At 42.6% G+C, this 18752-nt stretch carries 19 protein-coding genes and 1 tRNA gene; 17 read left to right on the forward strand and 3 right to left on the reverse strand.

The features are described from left to right. Nucleotides 1-31: 31 nt before the first annotated feature. The 6 genes from J1N09_RS09530 to J1N09_RS09555 all read left to right on the forward strand — a co-directional run bounded on the left by J1N09_RS09530 (nucleotide 32) and on the right by J1N09_RS09555 (nucleotide 6061). Nucleotides 32-105: transfer RNA gene (locus J1N09_RS09530), tRNA-Arg, on the forward strand. Between the two features lie 544 nt (nucleotides 106-649). Further along, complete coding sequence (locus tag J1N09_RS09535; protein WP_265199945.1) at nucleotides 650-2905, forward strand: inorganic phosphate transporter; 2256 nt, start codon at nucleotides 650-652, stop codon at nucleotides 2903-2905. Between the two features lie 126 nt (nucleotides 2906-3031). After that, nucleotides 3032-3817, forward strand: coding sequence for an MlaE family ABC transporter permease (locus tag J1N09_RS09540; RefSeq protein WP_265199946.1), 786 nt, complete (start codon nucleotides 3032-3034; stop codon nucleotides 3815-3817). Then, nucleotides 3814-4566 (forward strand): ABC transporter ATP-binding protein, encoded by a 753-nt coding sequence (locus tag J1N09_RS09545; protein ID WP_265199947.1) that lies wholly within the window; start codon nucleotides 3814-3816, stop codon nucleotides 4564-4566. Before J1N09_RS09540 ends, J1N09_RS09545 begins: the two co-directional genes overlap by 4 nt. Nucleotides 4567-4571: 5 nt before the next feature. Further along, nucleotides 4572-5573 carry an MlaD family protein gene (locus tag J1N09_RS09550; RefSeq protein WP_265199948.1) on the forward strand — a complete coding sequence of 334 codons (1002 nt, stop codon included), beginning with the start codon at nucleotides 4572-4574 and terminating at the stop codon, nucleotides 5571-5573. Beyond that, nucleotides 5570-6061, forward strand: a complete 492-nt coding sequence (locus J1N09_RS09555; RefSeq protein ID WP_265199949.1) for a hypothetical protein — start codon at nucleotides 5570-5572, stop codon at nucleotides 6059-6061. Before J1N09_RS09550 ends, J1N09_RS09555 begins: the two co-directional genes overlap by 4 nt. Before the next feature lie 16 nt (nucleotides 6062-6077). Here the strand turns inward: J1N09_RS09555 and J1N09_RS09560 are convergent, their stop codons facing one another. Beyond that, nucleotides 6078-6491 (reverse strand): HPP family protein, encoded by a 414-nt coding sequence (locus J1N09_RS09560; RefSeq protein ID WP_265199950.1) that lies wholly within the window; start codon nucleotides 6489-6491, stop codon nucleotides 6078-6080. Nucleotides 6492-6622: 131 nt separating this feature from the next. On the opposite strand from J1N09_RS09560, the gene J1N09_RS09565 reads away from it, so the two are divergent. Both J1N09_RS09565 and J1N09_RS09570 read left to right on the forward strand, forming a co-directional pair. Further along, complete coding sequence (locus J1N09_RS09565) at nucleotides 6623-6997, forward strand: hypothetical protein (protein WP_265199951.1); 375 nt, start codon at nucleotides 6623-6625, stop codon at nucleotides 6995-6997. A 1-nt stretch (nucleotide 6998) separates the two neighbouring features. After that, nucleotides 6999-8702: an ABC1 kinase family protein gene (locus tag J1N09_RS09570; protein ID WP_265199952.1), complete on the forward strand. Its 1704-nt coding sequence runs from the start codon at nucleotides 6999-7001 to the stop codon at nucleotides 8700-8702. 32 nt (nucleotides 8703-8734) lie between these two features. On the opposite strand, the gene J1N09_RS09575 is transcribed toward J1N09_RS09570, so the two are convergent. Both J1N09_RS09575 and J1N09_RS09580 read right to left on the reverse strand, forming a co-directional pair. Continuing rightward, nucleotides 8735-9334, reverse strand: a complete 600-nt coding sequence (locus J1N09_RS09575; RefSeq protein WP_265199953.1) for a hypothetical protein — start codon at nucleotides 9332-9334, stop codon at nucleotides 8735-8737. 115 nt (nucleotides 9335-9449) lie between these two features. Then, the gene (locus J1N09_RS09580; protein WP_265199954.1) at nucleotides 9450-9728 is read right to left on the reverse strand and encodes a heavy-metal-associated domain-containing protein; all 279 of its coding nucleotides are present in this window, start codon (nucleotides 9726-9728) and stop codon (nucleotides 9450-9452) included. A 119-nt stretch (nucleotides 9729-9847) separates the two neighbouring features. On the opposite strand from J1N09_RS09580, the gene J1N09_RS09585 reads away from it, so the two are divergent. From J1N09_RS09585 to J1N09_RS09625, 9 genes are all read left to right on the forward strand, one after another. After that, nucleotides 9848-12262, forward strand: a complete 2415-nt coding sequence (locus J1N09_RS09585) for a heavy metal translocating P-type ATPase (protein WP_265199955.1) — start codon at nucleotides 9848-9850, stop codon at nucleotides 12260-12262. A 66-nt stretch (nucleotides 12263-12328) separates the two neighbouring features. Beyond that, nucleotides 12329-12520: a cbb3-type cytochrome oxidase assembly protein CcoS gene (ccoS, locus tag J1N09_RS09590; protein ID WP_265199956.1), complete on the forward strand. Its 192-nt coding sequence runs from the start codon at nucleotides 12329-12331 to the stop codon at nucleotides 12518-12520. A gap of 2 nt (nucleotides 12521-12522) precedes the next feature. Continuing rightward, complete coding sequence (ccoN, locus tag J1N09_RS09595) at nucleotides 12523-14721, forward strand: cytochrome-c oxidase, cbb3-type subunit I (protein ID WP_265199957.1); 2199 nt, start codon at nucleotides 12523-12525, stop codon at nucleotides 14719-14721. A 5-nt stretch (nucleotides 14722-14726) separates the two neighbouring features. Then, nucleotides 14727-14924, forward strand: a complete 198-nt coding sequence (locus J1N09_RS09600; RefSeq protein WP_265199958.1) for a cbb3-type cytochrome oxidase subunit 3 — start codon at nucleotides 14727-14729, stop codon at nucleotides 14922-14924. Further along, entirely contained in the window at nucleotides 14921-15886 is a 966-nt protein-coding gene (locus tag J1N09_RS09605; protein WP_265199959.1) for a cbb3-type cytochrome c oxidase N-terminal domain-containing protein, read from the forward strand. The genes J1N09_RS09600 and J1N09_RS09605 overlap by 4 nt, the downstream gene beginning before the upstream one ends. Before the next feature lie 55 nt (nucleotides 15887-15941). Next, nucleotides 15942-17363 (forward strand): cytochrome c oxidase accessory protein CcoG, encoded by a 1422-nt coding sequence (gene ccoG / locus J1N09_RS09610; protein ID WP_265199960.1) that lies wholly within the window; start codon nucleotides 15942-15944, stop codon nucleotides 17361-17363. A 10-nt stretch (nucleotides 17364-17373) separates the two neighbouring features. Next, nucleotides 17374-17820, forward strand: coding sequence for a FixH family protein (locus J1N09_RS09615; RefSeq protein WP_265199961.1), 447 nt, complete (start codon nucleotides 17374-17376; stop codon nucleotides 17818-17820). 4 nt (nucleotides 17821-17824) lie between these two features. After that, complete coding sequence (locus J1N09_RS09620) at nucleotides 17825-18565, forward strand: sulfite exporter TauE/SafE family protein (protein WP_265199962.1); 741 nt, start codon at nucleotides 17825-17827, stop codon at nucleotides 18563-18565. An 11-nt stretch (nucleotides 18566-18576) separates the two neighbouring features. Further along, a complete protein-coding gene (locus J1N09_RS09625) occupies nucleotides 18577-18714 on the forward strand; it encodes a hypothetical protein (protein ID WP_265199963.1) in 138 nt (45 codons plus the stop codon). The last annotated feature ends 38 nt before the right edge of the window (nucleotides 18715-18752 follow it).

An 18752-nucleotide genomic window follows, 5' to 3' on the forward strand; every position in this document is an offset into this window, starting at 1 on the left:
AAATATACATTCCTGCCTATGCAGGAATTTTGGCCCCGTAGTTCAACTGGATAGAATATCAGATTTCGGCTCTGAGGGTTGGGGGTTCGAATCCTCCCGGGGTCACGAATAAGCCGAAAAAAAGGTGAAAACGAGCGAGTTTCCTAAAAAGGAAGCTCGCTTTCTTTTTTGGAACGAAGTGAGGCTTTCTTTTTTCGGCTTTCAAAGCGGAGCTTTGTGAGGATCACGAGGTGAATCCTTGACGGAGCCGACGAGGAAGCCCGAAGGGAATCCTCGAGGTGGAGTTTTGTGTTTTTTCAAAGCGGATCTGATGAGGAAGCCCGAAGGGAATCCTCGAGGTGGAGTTTTGTGTTTTTTCAAAAGCGGAATGAAACAAGATACACTATGCGTCAGCATTGGTTTTCTATTTGCAAAGGAGAGTCAATTGAGGATCACGCTGTAATCCGATTGTTTTCAAAAGCGGAATGAAACAAGATACACTATGCTTCAGCATTAGTTTTCTATTAATCCATTGAGGATCACGCAGTAATCCTCCAGAACGAGTAATAAGATATCCTTCAAAGAACTTAACCCCAACTTCATACCTAGTTGACACCCAGTTAACCTTGGGTTTGTTACTTTATATGTTATAACCACCGAGAGCATATTGATGTTAGACATCTACCTTGTTATACTGGTTCTCTTATTCGTACTGGCCATTTCCGATTTGATCGTGGGAGTGAGCAATGACGCGGTTAACTTCCTGAATTCTGCCATAGGCTCTAAAGTAGCCACTCGCCGAACCATAATGATCGTGGCCAGCCTGGGGATACTGGTGGGAGCTACTTTTTCCAGTGGAATGATGGAAGTGGCGAGGAAGGGGATCTTCAATCCGGAATACTTCTATTTTGCCGAGATCATGACCATCTTTATGGCGGTAATGATCACAGATATCATACTGCTCGATCTCTTCAATACCTTCGGAATGCCTACTTCCACTACTGTATCAATTGTATTCGAGTTATTAGGTGCGGCAGTCGCAGTGTCTCTTCTGAAGATCCTTTCCGAAGGGGAAAATGCGGGTACTCTTGGAGATTATATTAATTCTTCAAGTGCTATTTTAATTATTTCGGGCATCTTTATTTCGGTGCTCATCGCCTTTGTGATAGGTGCCCTGGTGCAATATATTTCCAGGATTTTATTTACGTTCAACATTCAGAAAAAATTGAAAGTGGTAGGCTCGGTATGGAGTGGGCTGGCACTTTCGGCATTGACATATTTCCTTTTGATCAAGGGTGTAAAAGGGGCCTCTTTTGTTTCCGGTACGTTTATTAGCTGGGTTCAGGAAAATACCCTGGTATTATTGACCGTATCCTTTGTTTTTTGGAGCATAGTGATGTATTTGCTATACGTTGTGCTGAAAGTAAACATCCTACGCATCGTGGTTCTCTTCGGAACCTTCGCGCTAGCAATGGCCTTTGCCGGAAACGACCTCGTAAATTTCATAGGGGTACCTATAGCCGGTTTCGAATCTTATCAGAATTGGGTGGCTTCCGGCGAAGAACCTACGAGTCTCGTTATGTCTTTTCTGAATGAACCTATACGGACAGACACCTATATGCTGGTTATCGCCGGGGGAATAATGATCGTAACACTATGGTTCTCTAAAAAAGCGCGTTCCGTCACCGAAACCGAAGTGAACCTTGGCCGTCAGGACGAAGGATCCGAGCGATTTAAACCTAATCTACTCGCAAAGGGTATTGTTCGCTATTCTATTGCAATTGGAAACAGTGTTGACCGATTAGTGCCTGTGAGCTGGTCAAATAGAATAGCTCGAAGCTTTAAACCTGTGGCAGTGATGGCTTCGGATAAAACACATCGAGATAAACCTGCGTTCGACTTGCTGCGTGCCTCGGTGAATCTCACGGTTGCCAGTATCCTTATCGCCCTCGCTACCTCATTTAAACTACCACTAAGTACAACCTATGTGTCTTTTATGGTGGCCATGGGTACTTCACTAGCCGATAAGGCCTGGAGTAGGAGTAGTGCTGTATTCAGGGTTTCCGGAGTGATCAATGTGATAGGTGGATGGTTTTTTACGGCTATCGTTGCCTTTTCTGCATCGGCGGTCTTCGCCCTCTGTATATTTTATTTTGGTTTCACTGCCATCGTTCTGCTTATGATGCTTGCAGTGTTTCTTATTACACGGACCTTTATGATGCATCGTAAAAAAGAAAAGGTTAAATCACGGACCAAGGCCCTTGAAAGTGAAACAAGTGCCCTCGGTTCTTCACAGATCATAAGTGAGACAAAACAAAAAGTTGGTGAGATGCTGGAGTTGGTGAGGAAAGTGTATGTTTCTTCTCTAACTGGTCTAATTCAGGAGGATCCCGCGAGGTTAAAGCGAGCTAAAGAAAAAACCAAAGAACTACTTCTGGAGAACGAATTGATGCAAAAACGCCTTTACGGACTCATCAAGCGCATAGCTCCCGAACATAAGGACGCAGGAAGATTGTACTTGTTAATTTATCATCATGAACAGGATTTTCTTCAGTCGATATCACTAATCGTAAAATCATGCAGAACTCATGTTTCTAATAGCATGACTCCGGTTAACGGTCGACATTCGGGAGTGATTCTGGAAATGAGTAAAGAGGTAGACGAATATCTCAAATACCTTAGTGATTTGATTGTTTCGGGTGATTTCAAAGGTGTAGAGACGGCATTGAATACCAAAAGAGCCCTTCTCCATTGGTTAGAGGACAGACTCGATGCTCAAATGGATGGGATCCAGGCAGGGGAATTCGGGATGCGTCAGAGTTTGTTGCTGTTCACCATTTTCCTGGAGACTAAAGACCTGGTAGCGGTTGCCGCCCGGTTTGCAAAACTTTACAATCGAATTCAGAAATCTTCCGAAGGAAAATAATAACCACATCATAGACTATAGACCGAGTTGGTTGATACTAAAGGGTATAAATTCTATCTGATTAATATCATAGTTATTAGGAAGAATGACAGATACCTTTGATAGTTAGGCAATATCACCATAGGAATGAAAGGTCCGGAAAATATACGATCCAGGGCAGTCTCCTTTTTTACCGAAATTGGAGAGATCTCCTATTTTGCCTTGCGATTCTTTCGAGAGGTTTTCAGGCCACCATTTGAATTCCGGGAACTTATCCGACAGTGCTACAATATTGGTAACCGCTCACTTTTATTAGTTTGTGTTACGGGGTTTATCCTCGGGCTGGTATTCACGCTACAGTCGCGCCCCACTTTGATGGAATTCGGGGCCGAGTCCTGGATGCCTTCCATGGTGAGTATTTCCATAGTAAGGGAAATTGGACCAGTGATCATTGCCCTGATCTGTGCCGGTAGGATAGGATCTGGGATAGGAGCGGAGCTGGGTTCCATGCGAGTAACCGAACAGATCGATGCTATGGAGGTTTCGGGTACAAATCCGTTTAAATACCTTGTAGTTACCCGGATAGTAGCAACGACACTAATGCTGCCACTGCTAATTGTAATTGGAGATACCGTTGCTTTATTAGGTTCCGCGATGGTGGAGAATTTGAAAGGGGCAGTATCTTACCAGTTATATTTTAACGAAGTGTTCGATGCCCTGAAGTATTCTGATATTGTACCTGCCACTATCAAGTCGTTCTTCTTCGGATTTGCCATTGGCCTCGTTGGTTGTTACAAGGGATATTACTGTAGCAAGGGCACTGTAGGGGTAGGTGAAGCATCGAATGCGGCCGTAGTGTATACTTCCATGTTGTTGTTCGTTATTGACTTTATAGCTGTATTTGTAACCGATATCTTTTTTGAAGTGCAATGAAAGAAGATCGATCCATAGCGCCTGTTTTAGAACTGAGAGCCTTAAAAAAGAGCTTCGGAGATAATCACGTGCTTAAGGGATTTGATCTACAACTACACGAAGGTGAGATCCTGGTGGTCATGGGTAAATCGGGATCAGGTAAATCGGTTATGATCAAGTGTCTGGTAGGCCTTATGCAGGCTGATGCAGGAGTGATTCGGATAAAGGGGTATAATATTACCGAATTAGGGCAAACAGAGCTTGACATACTCCGTACAGAGATCGGTTTCCTTTTCCAGGGAAGCGCCCTGTACGATTCCATGACGGTTCGTGAGAACCTCGAATTCCCGCTTCGGCACCACAAAGAAAAACTGAGGATCACAGAGACCAACGAACAACTTGTATTGGAAGCGCTTGAAAACGTCGGGCTGGCTGAAGCTATCGACCTTATGCCCGCAGAACTTTCGGGAGGAATGAAACGAAGGGTAGCGCTTGCAAGGGCACTGATACTGAAACCAAGGATCATTCTGTACGATGAACCTACCACAGGTCTGGACCCCATCACGTCGAAAGAGATCATTCATTTGATGCGTAACATTCAGAAGAAATATAAAACCTCCGCTCTTATCATTACCCATGATGTGGATTGTGCGAGAGTGATCGCAGACCGTATCATTTTGCTGGTAGACGGAGTGAATTACATTGAAGGAACCTACCAGGAATTGATTCGATCGGACGATCCAAAGGTGCAGGCCTTCTTTAAAACATAGAAATCATGCAAAAGACAGTAGCACAGAAAGTTAGATTAGGTATTTTCGTGATTTTAGGTACAACTTTATTGGTTTCCGCGCTTTATTTTATTGGTAACCGACAGAACCTCTTTGGAAAGAACATAGAGCTGCACTCGGAGTTTACTAACGTCAACGGTTTGCAGCTGGGTAACAACGTGCGTTATTCCGGTATTAATGTAGGTACAGTTAAAGCAATCAACATGATAGGACAATCTCGTATCGTGGTTTCTATGTTCATAGAGGAAAAGATTGCTAAGCGTATCAATAAGAACGCGGTGGCTACCATTGGTTCGGATGGCTTGGTGGGGAGCATGCTTATCAATATTCTGCCGCAGGAGGGGACATCCCCGCCCATTGTTTCCGGAGACACTATACAGTCGTACACCAAGATCGGGGCCAATGATATTTTGAGTACGCTGAGTGTGACCAACGAAAATGCCGCCATACTCACTTCCGATCTTTTAAAGATCACAACCAAGATCATAGAGGGGGAAGGAACCATTAGCATGTTGATCAACGATACCACCATGGCCGAAAACCTCAAATTAAGCGTTATCGAGTTGAGAAGGGCGAGCTCGGGGGCTAATGAGGCGATCCGGCAGTTAAACGGTATTATCGCGGGTATCGATTTCGACGAGAGCGTAGCCGGGGTATTACTTAACGATTCCGTTTCAGGAGAAAAAGTTAAGAAGATCATTACCGACCTTGAATCCAGCAGTGGTAATATCGAAATGGTAAGTGCCCAGCTGGATGAGTATGTGAGTGAGATGCGAGCTGGTGAGGGTGCGGTGAACAAACTGATCAATGACGAAGTTTTCGCTCAGAACCTGGACACAACACTGTTGAACTTAAAGGAAGCCACCAATAGGCTGAATACGAATATGGAGGCGCTGAAGCACAATTTCCTCTTCAGGGGCTATTTCAGAAAGCTGGAGCGCCAGAAAAAGAAAGCCGAGCGGGATTCCCTAAAAAAACTAAAAAAATGAAACTAGAACATCTGGAAGAACGTGTAGCCGATTACAAGATGTCCATTGAAAAGGTAGTCGATAAGAAAACTATGTGGAACGAGAGTTTAAAAGGGTTGATAAAGAATACCCTGAAGAGCATTGTGAATCGTTATGACATTGGTTGGAAGGTACAGGAATTGAGTTGGATGTATTCCAATGAAGCAGTAAATATCACTTTCGAATCATTTCCTCCCGAACTGATCGATTGTACAAACCGCATACCTGCCTATCAATTCATTCCGGGCGGATCACTGGTGTTTTCACAAACCTACAATGGTGATGTTTTCGTATTTATACTATTGCCACATAACGAAACCATACAGAATGAAAAGGACATGATAGATATGGGTACATTTTCTCCTTCGGAAATGACCGAGAAATTAATTGTAGAGAAAGTAGATGATTTCCTGAAAGAAATGATCCGATGGGAATTACCCAATAAGAAAAATCGCGTAGGATTTAGTTGATCAGTAGTGTATGAAATTAAGGTCTTTTCTGTTGTTCAAGGTAGAATTTAATTACATCGGCAGTGGAAACAATACCTGCAACTTTGTCTCCTTCTAATACTGGAATGGCCCTGAATCTACCTCTTCCCAGCTCTTCTGCAACATCCTGGATGGGTGTTGAGGTTTTCACCGTGTAAGGATTGGGTGTCATAATATCTTTAACCGTAAGTTTATGATAAATCTCGTTGCTGTCGTCCAGTCCCGCACCCTTGATTCGATACATAAAATCGATTAGACTCACCATTCCCACTAGCCTGTCGTTTTCAATAACGGGTATGTGATGGTGGAAGTCGGACTTTTCGTATATGTGCTTAACATCTATGAGTTTTTGTGAGGGTGATACACATACCACTTCTTTGGTCATTATCGATTCGACAGCCCTGGGTTTCATAACTACGGAATTTTGCAATTTACAAGCTTAAAGTAAAGGTGAAAAGCTCAATTTTCAACTGATCAAAGTCATAGTTACGGCTACTGTTATACGATAACTTTGTTAGTAATGCATTCTCAAATTGCCGTACTATGAAAACTAAAACAATACTAGAACTACTCACGCTTTCGGCAAGCCTGTATCACATCGCGAAAGACACTCATCTGATGGAAAAAATACAGGAATATTCAGAAAAGAGCAAACAGGGCATCAACCAGGTAGCTGCAGAACCTTTGTTGGATGAAGATGGAAATGAACTTGAACTTATGGATAAGATCCTCCATAAAGCCGGGGAGATGAAGCAGGAGCTGGAAATGAAGATCGAAGAGCTGGTGGCTGCTTTCTACAAAAAGATAAACGTGGCACACCTGGATGAAATTAAAGCCTTGAATGAAAAGCAAGATAAGGCAGACAGGACGATAGCGCTTCTGGAAGCTAGGCTGAACAAGCTCGAATTAAAAACGTAAGATGGGTATCCTAACGGGCATAGGACGAAAGTTTAGATCGGTATCTCGTTACAACCAGATCTTAAAGGTACTTCTGAAATATGGTTTCGAGGATCTGGTGCAGCACCTGGAGGAGCGGAATGAATATAATCTCCTTCGGAAAATGATACCGAAATCTTCCCGCAAACACGCTGTAATGTATACCAAGTGGGAGAAAATGCGTATGGTTTGCGAGGAATTAGGCCCCACTTTTGTAAAATTTGGCCAGATACTCAGCAATCGTCCGGACCTTATTCCTTTGGAACTCGTTCTCGAACTTGAGAAGTTACAGGACAATGTTCCACCCATGGCCGAAGATGTCGCCAAAAAGGTGGTTGAAGAAGAATTGAACGCGCCGGTACATGAGTTATTTGCCTGGTTCGAACCAAAATCCTTCGCTTCGGCATCCATGGCGCAGGTGCACAAAGTAACGCTACACACAGGAAGGCGGGTTGCGCTGAAAGTCCAACGCCCGGGTATTCAAGAGATCATCGAAGAGGATATCAAGGTAATGTACAAGGTGGCCGAGATCATTGAAAAACGGATACCTTCTGTGCGAAACTTCGATCCGGTTGGCCTGGTTCGCAATTTTGAAGATGCCATTACCAAGGAAATGGATTTTATCAATGAATCCATCAATGTGCAACGCTTTTACAACAACTGGTACCTGGATCGCGGTCGGGATCAGTTTGCCTGTTCCCCCAAAGTATACCAGGAATTCACGACAAGTAAGGTGCTGGCACTTGAGTTTATGAACGGAACCAAGATTGGCAGGATCCAGAGATTGGAGGAAAAGGGGTTCGACACCAAGATGATCGCGCGGCGATTGACAAAGAGTTTCTTTAAGCAAATATTTGAATACGGATTTTTCCATGCAGATCCACATCCGGGAAATTTACTCGTGCTGCCCAACGGAAAGATCTGTTATCTCGACTTCGGAATGATGGGAAGCATACTTCCGAGGGATATTGAAGTCTTTGGTAAGTTATTCCTGGCAATTTCCCGCAAGGAGGTTAACAAGGTGATCAAGGCGCTTCAGCGGTTGTCTAACGAAATGGTGGTAGACGATATGCGCAGCCTGGAATTCGATATTTCAGAATTCATTGAGAAATATTATACTCGCGACATTCATAAGAATGAGATGAGTACCATATTGTTAGAATTAAAGGATATTATCATTAAAAACGGACTGGTAGTACCTTCTCATTTCTTCCTCTTCGCAAGATCACTGGTAACTATAGAGGGTGTAGTACAGAAGTTGGACCCAAAATTAGAACAGTTTGATGTAGTAAAACCTTATCTCTCCAGGGCAGTGAGTAAAGGCTTCGACCCTATAAAGCTAGGTGAGAAAGCGTATAATTCCATTTATGAACTTGCCAGTTATATGGAGGAGTTTCCGAGGGATCTTCGAAACGCCATCCGTAGAATTAATACCGGACAGGTAAAGGTAGATCTAACGCACAAAGGGATGGATCCTATGATTCACACCATAAACAGGGTAACTAAACAGTTGGTAACTGCATTTATCATGGTAGCACTTATTGTAGGAGCTGCACTGCTCATCACATTTAAGATAGGTCCGCTGTGGTGGGATAATTCTGCCTTTGGAATTCTCTGTGCCGCCGCCGCTGCAATATTAGCCATAGGCATGTTACGCGACATCAGTAAAGGTGATTACGATCGATGAGTTTTATTCTTTCTGAATAAATTATTTCTTCTTTAGACTTTCTGAAATGCTTTCTTGAAGTGATCGAATGCTACGGAGATCTCTCCCTGGAAATGTTCCCAGCGTGTTGCTTCTGTTTCGGGTTCTTTCGATTTGAACCTGTCTATGAATTCATTGAATTCCACCTTTCCTTTTTCGAAAGCCTCTTTAGCACTTTCCCTGCCTTCATCGAATTTTTCTTCCAGGATCTCGAGCTGAACTTTAAATATCTCGATCTCAATGAGCAGTATAGCGTACATCTGTTGAAGCTTTTCGTTGCTTTTTATCTTAGCTTCGATCTGGTGAATGAGGGAGAGTAGCTTTCTTTTTTGTTGTTTGAAAGCATCTTGCGATTCTGCTTTACCCAACGCCAATTGAACTCTTAGTTCTTCCAACTTCATCTGCAGATCTTCCAGTTTATCCTTGCCCGTTTGGATCTTGGATTTACTTTCGTGAATGAAATGGTTGAATTTCTTTTTCACGTCTTCGTATTTGTCTTGCGCTTCGGCCTTTCCCAATGCGGTTTGTACCTGAAACTCCTCAATCTCAACGGCTGCTTTCCGAAGGGCCTTAGCGACTTTGTCCATCAAATGAGAATTTTCATTTTCTTTCATGATATCAGGGTTTAACTATTCTAGTAAATGTCTGTAAATATGTCGGTGATTACAATGAGGAATGTCACCAATTGGTGTTATTAAAAGTATTATTTCTTCAGAATAAATATTGCGACTATTGGCTTGTAGAACCCATACGACCCGCGGCACAGCTGACGAAGGACTTTGCTTTGGTCATAAAGGAATTAGCATCTTCAGCCAATGGATATCCGAGAGCGATCAGTTTGTGATGCGCTGTTTCGTAGGCTTCCTGATTCTCGAAATCGAAAGTAACGGAAGAATCCTCGTCATTAACAATGACTTCGGATATTCCGGGTAGCAATTCAAGGTTCTTACGAATGGTGTTTGCACACCCGCCACATTTCAAATTCTGAACGTATTGTGTAGTTTTCATATCAATTTATCTAGTCCAAATTTACAAACACCCGGCCAAAGAGTAGCTGATTTTTGTCATAGTTTAACGATCTCCAACTTCCAATATTTGCGACAGGTAAATGAGTAACTAAGTTGGATATGGAGCATTGCGCCCATTGTGGGGACCCATGCAAGGAGGAATTAATCTATCTGGAAAAGCTTCCATTTTGTTGTAACGGTTGTAAAACCGTTTACGAATTATTGCATGAAAATGACCTCAGTTATTATTACGAATTAGAACAAACTCCCGGAGTATCTCCTAGAGAATTTGAACATAAGTTCGATTTTCTCGATAACGAAACTATTGCCGATAAATTACTGGAATTTAAAGATGGCCATACAAGTGTGGTTGCTTTTCTAATTCCTTCCATTCACTGTTCCTCGTGTATATGGGTATTGGAGAACCTTAATAAACTTCAGCCCGCGGTTCAAAGTTCCCAGGTGAATTTTCCCGAAAAGACCATTCGGATCACGTTCAATTCGGATCGGGTTCACCTTAAGCAACTTGTTAAATTACTGAGCAGGATCGGTTATGAACCTTATATCTCCCTGGAGGATTCGGATAAGAAGAAACGAATCATCAACAGAAGCTTGATCTATAAATTGGCGGTAGCCGGCTTTGCATTCGGAAATGTGATGTTTCTTTCATTCCCGGAATATTTCGAAGTGGATGGATACTGGCTTGAACGCTTTGCTCCGGTATTCCGTTGGTTAATGTTTGCCTATTCAATTCCGGTGGTATTTTATGCGGCCCAGGATTATTTCATTTCAGCTTTCAAAGGATTGCGGTCGAGGATCTTAAACATCGATGTCCCCATTGCTCTGGGAATTCTGGTGCTATTCGTAAGAAGTACCATTGATATCGTCCTGAATTGGGGTACTGGCTTCTTCGATAGTCTCACCGGCCTGGTATTCTTCTTGTTGGTTGGGAAGTTCTTTCAGCAAAAAACATACAGTTACCTATCCTTTGAGAGGGATTATAAATCCTATTTCCCTATTGCGGTTACGCGATTGGCCAAGGATGAAAATGAAAATGTTTATGAAGAACAGGTAGAAGTTTATGAAATTAAAAAAGGAGACCGCATCCTGGTTCGAAACAACGAACTACTACCGGTGGATGCCATACTAATTAGAGGAAACGCTCTTATCGATTACAGTTTTGTAACTGGTGAATCTGAACTGGTCTCAAGGAACAGCGGTGATAAATTATTCGCCGGAGGGAAACAACAAGCCGGGGTATTGGAAGTTGAAGTGCTGAAACCTGTAGAACAAAGTTATCTCACTCAGCTATGGAGCAACGACGTGTTTGATGTGGATAAACACAGCGCTTTCCAGTCGTTCACAGACAGTATCTCCAAGCGGTTTACAGTGGCTGTTTTAACCATTGCTTTTGTGGCAACCTTGTTTTGGATGATCTATGATCCATCCAAAGCATTTAATGTCTTCACTGCAGTGCTCATCGTTGCATGTCCTTGTGCCATTGCACTATCGGCACCGTTTACGCATGGTAATTTGCTGAGGATCTTCGGAAGGTTGAGATTCTATGTTAAGGAGGCATTAGTGGTTGAAAGGATGGCGGGTGTAGATGCTGTGGTTTTCGACAAAACCGGAACACTTACCAGCGGCTCAGGCAGCAATATGACCTATGAAGGCATAGCACTTACGAATGATGAGGAGGAGCTGCTAACCAGTACCCTTAGGGCCTCCAATCACCCTTTGAGTAGGTCCTTGTACGATATGCTGAAGGATCATGATATCAAGACCCTGGACTCTTTCGAAGAGAAGGCAGGTAAGGGAATAACTGGATCGGCAGATGATCAGTTTATAAAAGTAGGTTCATATAAGTTCGTTTCCGAAGGAAAAGGAGATGAGAACAAATTGGAAGAAAGCATCAACAGGACAGCGGTTCACATCAGTAGTAATAATTTGTATAAAGGATGTTATGTGTTTCAGAATCAATATCGTGACGGACTTTCAGAATTGCTGAAAGAACTTTCCAAAGAAAAGAAACTTGTGGTCTTGTCTGGTGACAATGACGGAGAGCGTGAACGTTTAATGAAGCTAGTTCCTGCAGGAACGGCTATGTACTTCAATCAGAAGCCGGAAGACAAGCTCAACTTTATACATGAAATGCAGCAAAACGGCAGCAAGGTCATGATGGTAGGAGATGGTTTGAATGATGCCGGTGCCTTGCAGCAAAGTGATATTGGTGTTGCCATTGCCGAGAATGTTAATATTTTTTCGCCGGCTTGTGATGCCATCCTGGATGCGTCTAAATTCGATCAACTTGCACAGTTCTTCCAATTGTCGAAATCAGGTATGCGAATTATTAGGTGGAGTTTTGTTTTATCACTGATTTACAATGTGATAGGATTGGGATTTGCAGTAACCGGGAATTTGGCTCCTGTTGTGGCAGCCATTCTTATGCCATTGAGTTCCATAAGTATTGTTGTCTTCACCACGCTGGCAACGCGATATTTTGGGAGTCGGCTTATTAAAAATAAAAATGAATGAACCTGATAAATGTCATTTTTTGAGGCAGGGACTCAGGCTACTTTTACGACTTAATTACACATAGGTATGAGTATCATTTATGTTTTATTAACCATCAGTATTGTTGTGGCCCTTGGTTTCTTCGCGGCCTTCGTTATTTCTGTACGTAGCGGGCAATACGATGATACTTATACGCCTTCGGTACGAATGCTTTTTGAAGATGAAGTAGTGAAGGAATCAACAGAGGATCAACCAATAGAAAATAACGACAAGCACTAATTATGGAAGTAGAGAAGTTTTATTACGATAATAAGATCGTTAGAAGTTTCCTATATGCCACCATCTTCTGGGGTATTATTGGAATGAGCGTCGGTTTATTACTGGCGTTTATGTTTTTATTCCCTAACCTAACCGAAAACATATCTTGGTTAAGTTTCGGTCGTTTACGTCCGCTACACACCAATGCTGTGATCTTCGCCTTTGTGGGGAACGCAATTTTTGCAGGGGTGTATTACTCACTACAACGCTTACTTAAAGCACGAATGTGGAGTAACTTCCTCAGTAAGTTTAATTTCTGGGGATGGCAGTTAATCATCGTTTCCGCGGCAATTACGTTGCCTTTAGGGTATACAACTTCAAAAGAATATGCAGAGCTGGAATGGCCAATCGATATTGCGATTGCATTAGTTTGGGTTGCTTTTGGTGCGAACATGATAGGAACCATACTGAAAAGAAGACAGCGTCACCTGTACGTTGCCATCTGGTTCTATCTTGCCACCTTTGTAACAGTAGCGGTATTGCATATCGTAAATAGTATGGAACTTCCCGTGCATGCTCTTAAGAGCTATTCTGCCTATGCGGGGGTTCAGGATGCCCTGGTTCAATGGTGGTACGGACACAATGCTGTGGCATTCTTCCTTACCACACCTTTCTTAGGACTCATGTACTACTTCGTGCCTAAGGCGGCGAATCGTCCTGTGTATTCCTACAAACTTTCCATAGTGCACTTCTGGTCACTGATATTTATTTATATCTGGGCCGGACCACACCACTTATTGTATTCTGCACTTCCGGATTGGGCCCAAAACCTGGGTGTTGCTTTTTCCGTAATGCTTATTGCACCTTCATGGGGAGGTATGATCAACGGGCTGTTAACCCTTCGTGGAGCCTGGGATAAAGTAAGAACAAGCCCGGTACTAAAATTTATGGTGGTAGCCATCACCGGTTATGGTATGGCAACTTTCGAGGGGCCTATGCTTTCACTGAAGAATGTAAACGCTATCGCTCACTTTACCGATTGGATCATTGCTCACGTACACGTGGGAGCCTTGGCTTGGAATGGATTCCTGGCATTTGGTATGATCTATTGGTTAATTCCGAAGTTGGTTAAATCACCGCTCTGGTCGAAAGGATGGGCAAACGCCCACTTCTGGATTGGGACCCTGGGTATTATACTCTATGCACTTCCATTGTATGTCGCCGGATTTGTGCAGGCATTCATGTGGAAACAGTTTAATCCGGACGGTACTTTAGTATATGGTAACTTCCTTGAAACAGTGAGTGAGATTATGCCAATGTACTGGATGCGTGCAATAGGAGGTAGTATGTATATATTAGGTGCGATTATGCTTCTTGTTAATGTGGTTATGACTATCAGAAGTGGTAGCAAAGTAACCGACGAACTTGCAGAGGCTGCTCCACTAAAACGAGTTACCAAACGAAGAACTGCAAAAGAAGGTTATCACACCTGGTTAGAAAGAAGACCTGTGAAACTTACAATTTATGCTACTATAGCAATATTGATAGGAGGTATGGTTCAGATCATTCCATCGTTGATGGTAGACGACTATGTTCCTAAGATCACTAGTGTGAAACCTTATACCGCACTTGAACTGGAAGGTCGAGATATCTATATTCGAGAAAGTTGTAACGCTTGTCACTCGCAAATGATCCGTCCGTTCCGTAGCGAAGTGGAACGTTATGGTGAGTATTCCAAATCCGGTGAATATGTTTACGATCACCCATTCCTTTGGGGTAGTAAACGAACCGGCCCCGACCTCTTTAGAGTAGGTGGAAAATACTCAGACAACTGGCACTTCAACCACTTCTGGGATCCGCAAACAACCTCTCCGGGATCAATCATGCCTCGATATACCTGGCTGATTAAAAATTCCCTGGATAAATCGTTAACAGAGAAGAAAATGGAGGTTATGGTTTCATTAGGTGTTCCATATACCGAAGAAGAAATCACCGCTGCTCAGGAGTCGATGTTGGAACAAGGGACGCAGATCGAAGAGAATTTATTCGCCGATCCGGACTTTGTGAAGACCTATGAAGCCGATAAGCAAGCCACTTTAGAAAGTGGTGAGGAGTTTGTGGATATGAGAAACAGAGAAGTCGTAGCCCTGATAGCATACTTGCAGCGACTTGGAACTGATATTAAAGTAGAGAATAACGAAGAAGTAACCCTAAATCAATAAGAGTCATGTTGAAATTTATAAAAGGAAACCTGGAGAATATTGATGGGGTTGAGATCTACCCGATCATCTCACTATTGATATTTTTTGTCTTCTTTGTTGTACTGGCCATTTGGGTATTAAGTGCGAAGAAGCAATACATTGAGGAAGTAAGCAATATTCCTTTAGAAGAAGATACTAACACCAACAATACTATTCAATTATGAAAACAGTCGCGTCATATCTAAGAGTAATCATATTTATGGTGATCGCCTTTGTGCTGCTGGAAGTAACTATAGATGGCGGCGATCAAATGGCCATTGAAAAATACCCAATAATTTGGGGAGTACTTGCAATGCTGGCTCTATTCGCAGCTGCTGTTGAGATCGTTTCCGAATCTCTGAAATCCATCATGTTCAGAGGAATGACACCAGAGGCTCAGGAACGCTACCTTGAAAAGGAAGCTTTAAGGAAGGAGAACCAATTTTCCGGAATTAAAAAGTTGATGAGAAAGCTGGAAGGTAGTAAATCAATAGAAGAAGAAGGTGAGATCGTTCTTGATCACAACTACGATGGTATCAAGGAGCTTGACAACAAGCTTCCGCCATGGTGGTTATACGGATTCTACATCACTATTATTTTCGCAGGTATCTACCTGGCTCGTTACCATATTTTCGATGGAGTGAGCACATCAGAGGAGTTTGAAATTGAGATGGAAGATGCTCGCCTGGCAATTGAAGAGTATAAGAAGACCGCTAAAGACCTGGTGGATGTAAATACAGTTGAATTGTTAACCGAAGAATCTGACCTGGCCGCTGGTAAGGTGATTTTCGAAGGAAAATGTGCCGTTTGTCATAAGAACGATGGAGGTGGAGGTATTGGTCCGAATCTAACGGATCAACACTGGATCCTGGGTGGAGGAATCAAGAATGTATTCCAAACCATTTCCGAAGGAGGCCGTGACGGTAAAGGTATGGTGTCATGGAAGTCGGAGCTTAGTCCGGCCGAAATGGCACAAGTAGGAAGCTACATTCTTACCATGCAGGGTACAACCCCGGCAGAACCTAAAGCTCCGGAAGGAGAAATATGGGTTGATCCGGACGCTGAAGCACCAGCAGAAGAAGTTATGGAAACTGTAGTAGATTCTATTGCCACGGAGGCAGAGATAACTATGACCGATAACGAGTAAAACCTAGAACATAAGAACCCTGGTCATTAACCGAGAATAACCTAAAAATTGAAAATTGGAAACACCGGAAGATGAAATATTCAGGGATAGTATTGCAACTATAGATAAAGAGGGTAAGCGAGCCTGGATCTTCCCTAAGAAACCTTCGGGAAGGTATTATGAGAAACGCAAACTGGTAAGTTACATTTTACTTGCCTTTTTGTTCGCCGCACCCTTCATCAAGATTGGTGGAAACCAATTTATAATGATCAATGTCCTGGAACGGCGGTTCAATATCTTTGGATTCCCGTTCTGGCCACAAGACTTCCACTTATTCGTGATCATGATGATCATCGGGGTGGTATTCATCGTATTTTTTACCGTTGCCTTCGGAAGGATTTTCTGCGGATGGATCTGTCCGCAGACCATCTTTATGGAAATGGTATTCAGAAGAATTGAATATTGGATTGAAGGTGATCGTGGTAAGCAAATCCGACTTGATAAACAAAAGTGGAACCGTGAAAAGATCCGAAAACGTACTTTGAAATGGTTTGTGTTCTTTGTCATTTCGTTCCTTATCGCTAACGTATTCCTGGCCTACATCATAGGAAGCGATAAACTTATAGAATACATAACGGAAGGCCCTATTGAAAACATGAGCACGCTTATTTCATTGCTCATCTTTACAGCTGTATTCTATTTCGTCTTCGCCTGGTTCCGTGAGCAGGTATGTATTATTGCATGTCCTTACGGAAGATTGCAGGGAGTACTGTTAGACAACCGCTCGATTATTGTTGCCTACGACCATAAGCGAGGAGAAAGAGAAGCTGGTCGGGCTAAATTTAAAAAGGATGAAGACCGTGAGGCATCCGGAAAAGGAGATTGTATAGACTGTTTCCAGTGTGTTAATGTTTGTCCTACGGGAATCGATATTCGGAATGGTACGCAGCTCGAATGTGTGAACTGTACAGCGTGTATTGATGCCTGTGACCATATGATGGAGAAGGTTGACCTTCCGAAAGGACTTATCCGTTATGCCAGCGAGGCAAATATTGAGAGCAAAGAGAAATTTAAATTCGGTGCCAGGTTAAAAGGGTACTCTGCGGTTCTGGTTATACTGATAGGAGTGTTCATTGGGATGTTATTCCTTCGGAATGACGTTGAAGCGAGGATACTCAGGCTCCCGGGTCAGCTATACGAAAAGGTAGACGAAAACACAATAAGCAATGTGTATACCTATAAATTGGTGAATAAAACCACCGAAGAGATTGAAAATATACGATTTGAGCTAATGTCTCATGATGGTACGATAAGAATGGTGAAAGACGGTAATATTAATGTTGAAGAACAGGGTATTTCTGAAGGAACCCTTTTTATTGAAATAAAATCTTCAGATCTGTCCAGCGACAGAGAAAAAGTAAAAATTGGAGTCTACAGTGGTGATAAACTGATAGAATCAACCAAATCAGCCTTTTTAGGGCCTAGAAGTTATAATTAAAGATGAAATTATGAAGTTCAACTGGGGAACGGGAATTGTTATCGGGATGGTATTGTTCATTGGGTTTATCATGTATATGGTAATAACAATGATGACAGACGATGCCTATAATCACGATCTCGTTACCGAGGGCTATTATGAAAAAGACCTCCAATATCAGAAGGAGATCAATGCTGAAGAGAATAGTCAGAAGAAATTTGCAAATATTACGGGTGAAAAGGTAGCCGAAGGATGGCTGCTGCATTTTCCCGAAGATCTGGATCCCAATAAAATAAAAGGAAAAGTGTTCCTATACAGACCGTCTAATAAGCGATTGGATTTCGACATACCCATAGTTATATCCAATGCTCAATTACTCATACCTGATGAACGTTTATTGGACGGTCGCTGGAACATTACCTTGGATTGGGAATACGAAGGAGAACACTATATGTACAAGGAATCCATAGTCTATTAAACTTATGCTTTGGTCTGGCTTCATACTGGGATTGTTAGGTAGTTTCCACTGTGTGGGAATGTGTGGCCCTATTGCATTCGTGTTGCCTCTGGATAGAAAAAGCAGATCGAAGCGAATGCTTCAGGTGTCTCTGTATCATCTTGGGCGTATTATAACCTATAGTCTTATCGGATTACTTTTCGGACTATTGGGCAGAGGCCTGTATCTTTTTGGTTTACAGCAAAAAATATCTGTAATCACGGGTATTCTTATGATTCTCGCAGTAGTCCTGGCGGCTACATCCATAAGGAAGTTTAGGTTTTCAGCACCCTTGTACAAGGCAATATCCGGACTAAAAAACAAACTGGGAGCAGCGCTCAAGAAAAAATCACCCGATACTTTTCTAACCATAGGTTTCCTCAATGGATTTCTGCCTTGCGGATTAGTTTATATGGCTGTTTTTGGTGCGATTGCCGCAGGAGATTTGTTTCAAAGTAGTTTGTATATGGTGCTTTTCGGACTGGGTACCATACCGCTTATGACCACTGCTGTTTACTTCGGAAATTTCCTTACCGGTAAAATTCGTCATCGAATTCGGAAAGTGATTCCGGTATTCGTTGTGATCGTTGGTGTGCTTTTCATTTTGAGGGGCCTCGGACTTGGAATACCATACATTTCACCAAAACCCATGAGTGAGAAAGTGGATGCCGAAATGGAATGTCACACTTCAATAAGTTCAGAAAAAATAATTCATTATAATTCGTAAACGATAACGCTATGCAAGCACTTAATATACCATTAGTAGACTGGGGTAACGGCGTAATAATGATCGGGGTTTTTGCCCTGGTAGTCGTAGTCCTTATCGGGGTTACTATTTATTATATGTCTCAGGGTAAAAAGAAAGAAGACGAGTAAAACATAAAACGGGAGCAATTCGAAAACTGCATCCCGTT

It is taken from the genome of Aureitalea sp. L0-47, assembly GCF_026126405.1.
Taxonomy (GTDB): domain Bacteria; phylum Bacteroidota; class Bacteroidia; order Flavobacteriales; family Flavobacteriaceae; genus Pukyongia.

What these genes read in the sequence shown, in the direction of transcription:
- ccoS (WP_265199956.1), top strand. Translation starts at nt 12,329, where the DNA reads ATGAGTATCATTTATGTTTTATTAACCATCAGTATTGTTGTGGCCCTT.
- ccoN (WP_265199957.1), top strand. Translation starts at nt 12,523, where the DNA reads ATGGAAGTAGAGAAGTTTTATTACGATAATAAGATCGTTAGAAGTTTC.
- J1N09_RS09545 (WP_265199947.1), top strand. Translation starts at nt 3,814, where the DNA reads ATGAAAGAAGATCGATCCATAGCGCCTGTTTTAGAACTGAGAGCCTTA.
- J1N09_RS09605 (WP_265199959.1), top strand. Translation starts at nt 14,921, where the DNA reads ATGAAAACAGTCGCGTCATATCTAAGAGTAATCATATTTATGGTGATC.
- J1N09_RS09580 (WP_265199954.1), bottom strand. Translation starts at nt 9,728, where the DNA reads ATGAAAACTACACAATACGTTCAGAATTTGAAATGTGGCGGGTGTGCA.
- J1N09_RS09620 (WP_265199962.1), top strand. Translation starts at nt 17,825, where the DNA reads ATGCTTTGGTCTGGCTTCATACTGGGATTGTTAGGTAGTTTCCACTGT.
- J1N09_RS09570 (WP_265199952.1), top strand. Translation starts at nt 6,999, where the DNA reads ATGGGTATCCTAACGGGCATAGGACGAAAGTTTAGATCGGTATCTCGT.
- J1N09_RS09555 (WP_265199949.1), top strand. Translation starts at nt 5,570, where the DNA reads ATGAAACTAGAACATCTGGAAGAACGTGTAGCCGATTACAAGATGTCC.
- J1N09_RS09625 (WP_265199963.1), top strand. Translation starts at nt 18,577, where the DNA reads ATGCAAGCACTTAATATACCATTAGTAGACTGGGGTAACGGCGTAATA.
- J1N09_RS09600 (WP_265199958.1), top strand. Translation starts at nt 14,727, where the DNA reads ATGTTGAAATTTATAAAAGGAAACCTGGAGAATATTGATGGGGTTGAG.
- J1N09_RS09565 (WP_265199951.1), top strand. Translation starts at nt 6,623, where the DNA reads ATGAAAACTAAAACAATACTAGAACTACTCACGCTTTCGGCAAGCCTG.
- J1N09_RS09540 (WP_265199946.1), top strand. Translation starts at nt 3,032, where the DNA reads ATGAAAGGTCCGGAAAATATACGATCCAGGGCAGTCTCCTTTTTTACC.
- J1N09_RS09550 (WP_265199948.1), top strand. Translation starts at nt 4,572, where the DNA reads ATGCAAAAGACAGTAGCACAGAAAGTTAGATTAGGTATTTTCGTGATT.
- J1N09_RS09585 (WP_265199955.1), top strand. Translation starts at nt 9,848, where the DNA reads ATGGAGCATTGCGCCCATTGTGGGGACCCATGCAAGGAGGAATTAATC.
- J1N09_RS09615 (WP_265199961.1), top strand. Translation starts at nt 17,374, where the DNA reads ATGAAGTTCAACTGGGGAACGGGAATTGTTATCGGGATGGTATTGTTC.
- J1N09_RS09575 (WP_265199953.1), bottom strand. Translation starts at nt 9,334, where the DNA reads ATGAAAGAAAATGAAAATTCTCATTTGATGGACAAAGTCGCTAAGGCC.
- J1N09_RS09560 (WP_265199950.1), bottom strand. Translation starts at nt 6,491, where the DNA reads ATGAAACCCAGGGCTGTCGAATCGATAATGACCAAAGAAGTGGTATGT.
- J1N09_RS09535 (WP_265199945.1), top strand. Translation starts at nt 650, where the DNA reads ATGTTAGACATCTACCTTGTTATACTGGTTCTCTTATTCGTACTGGCC.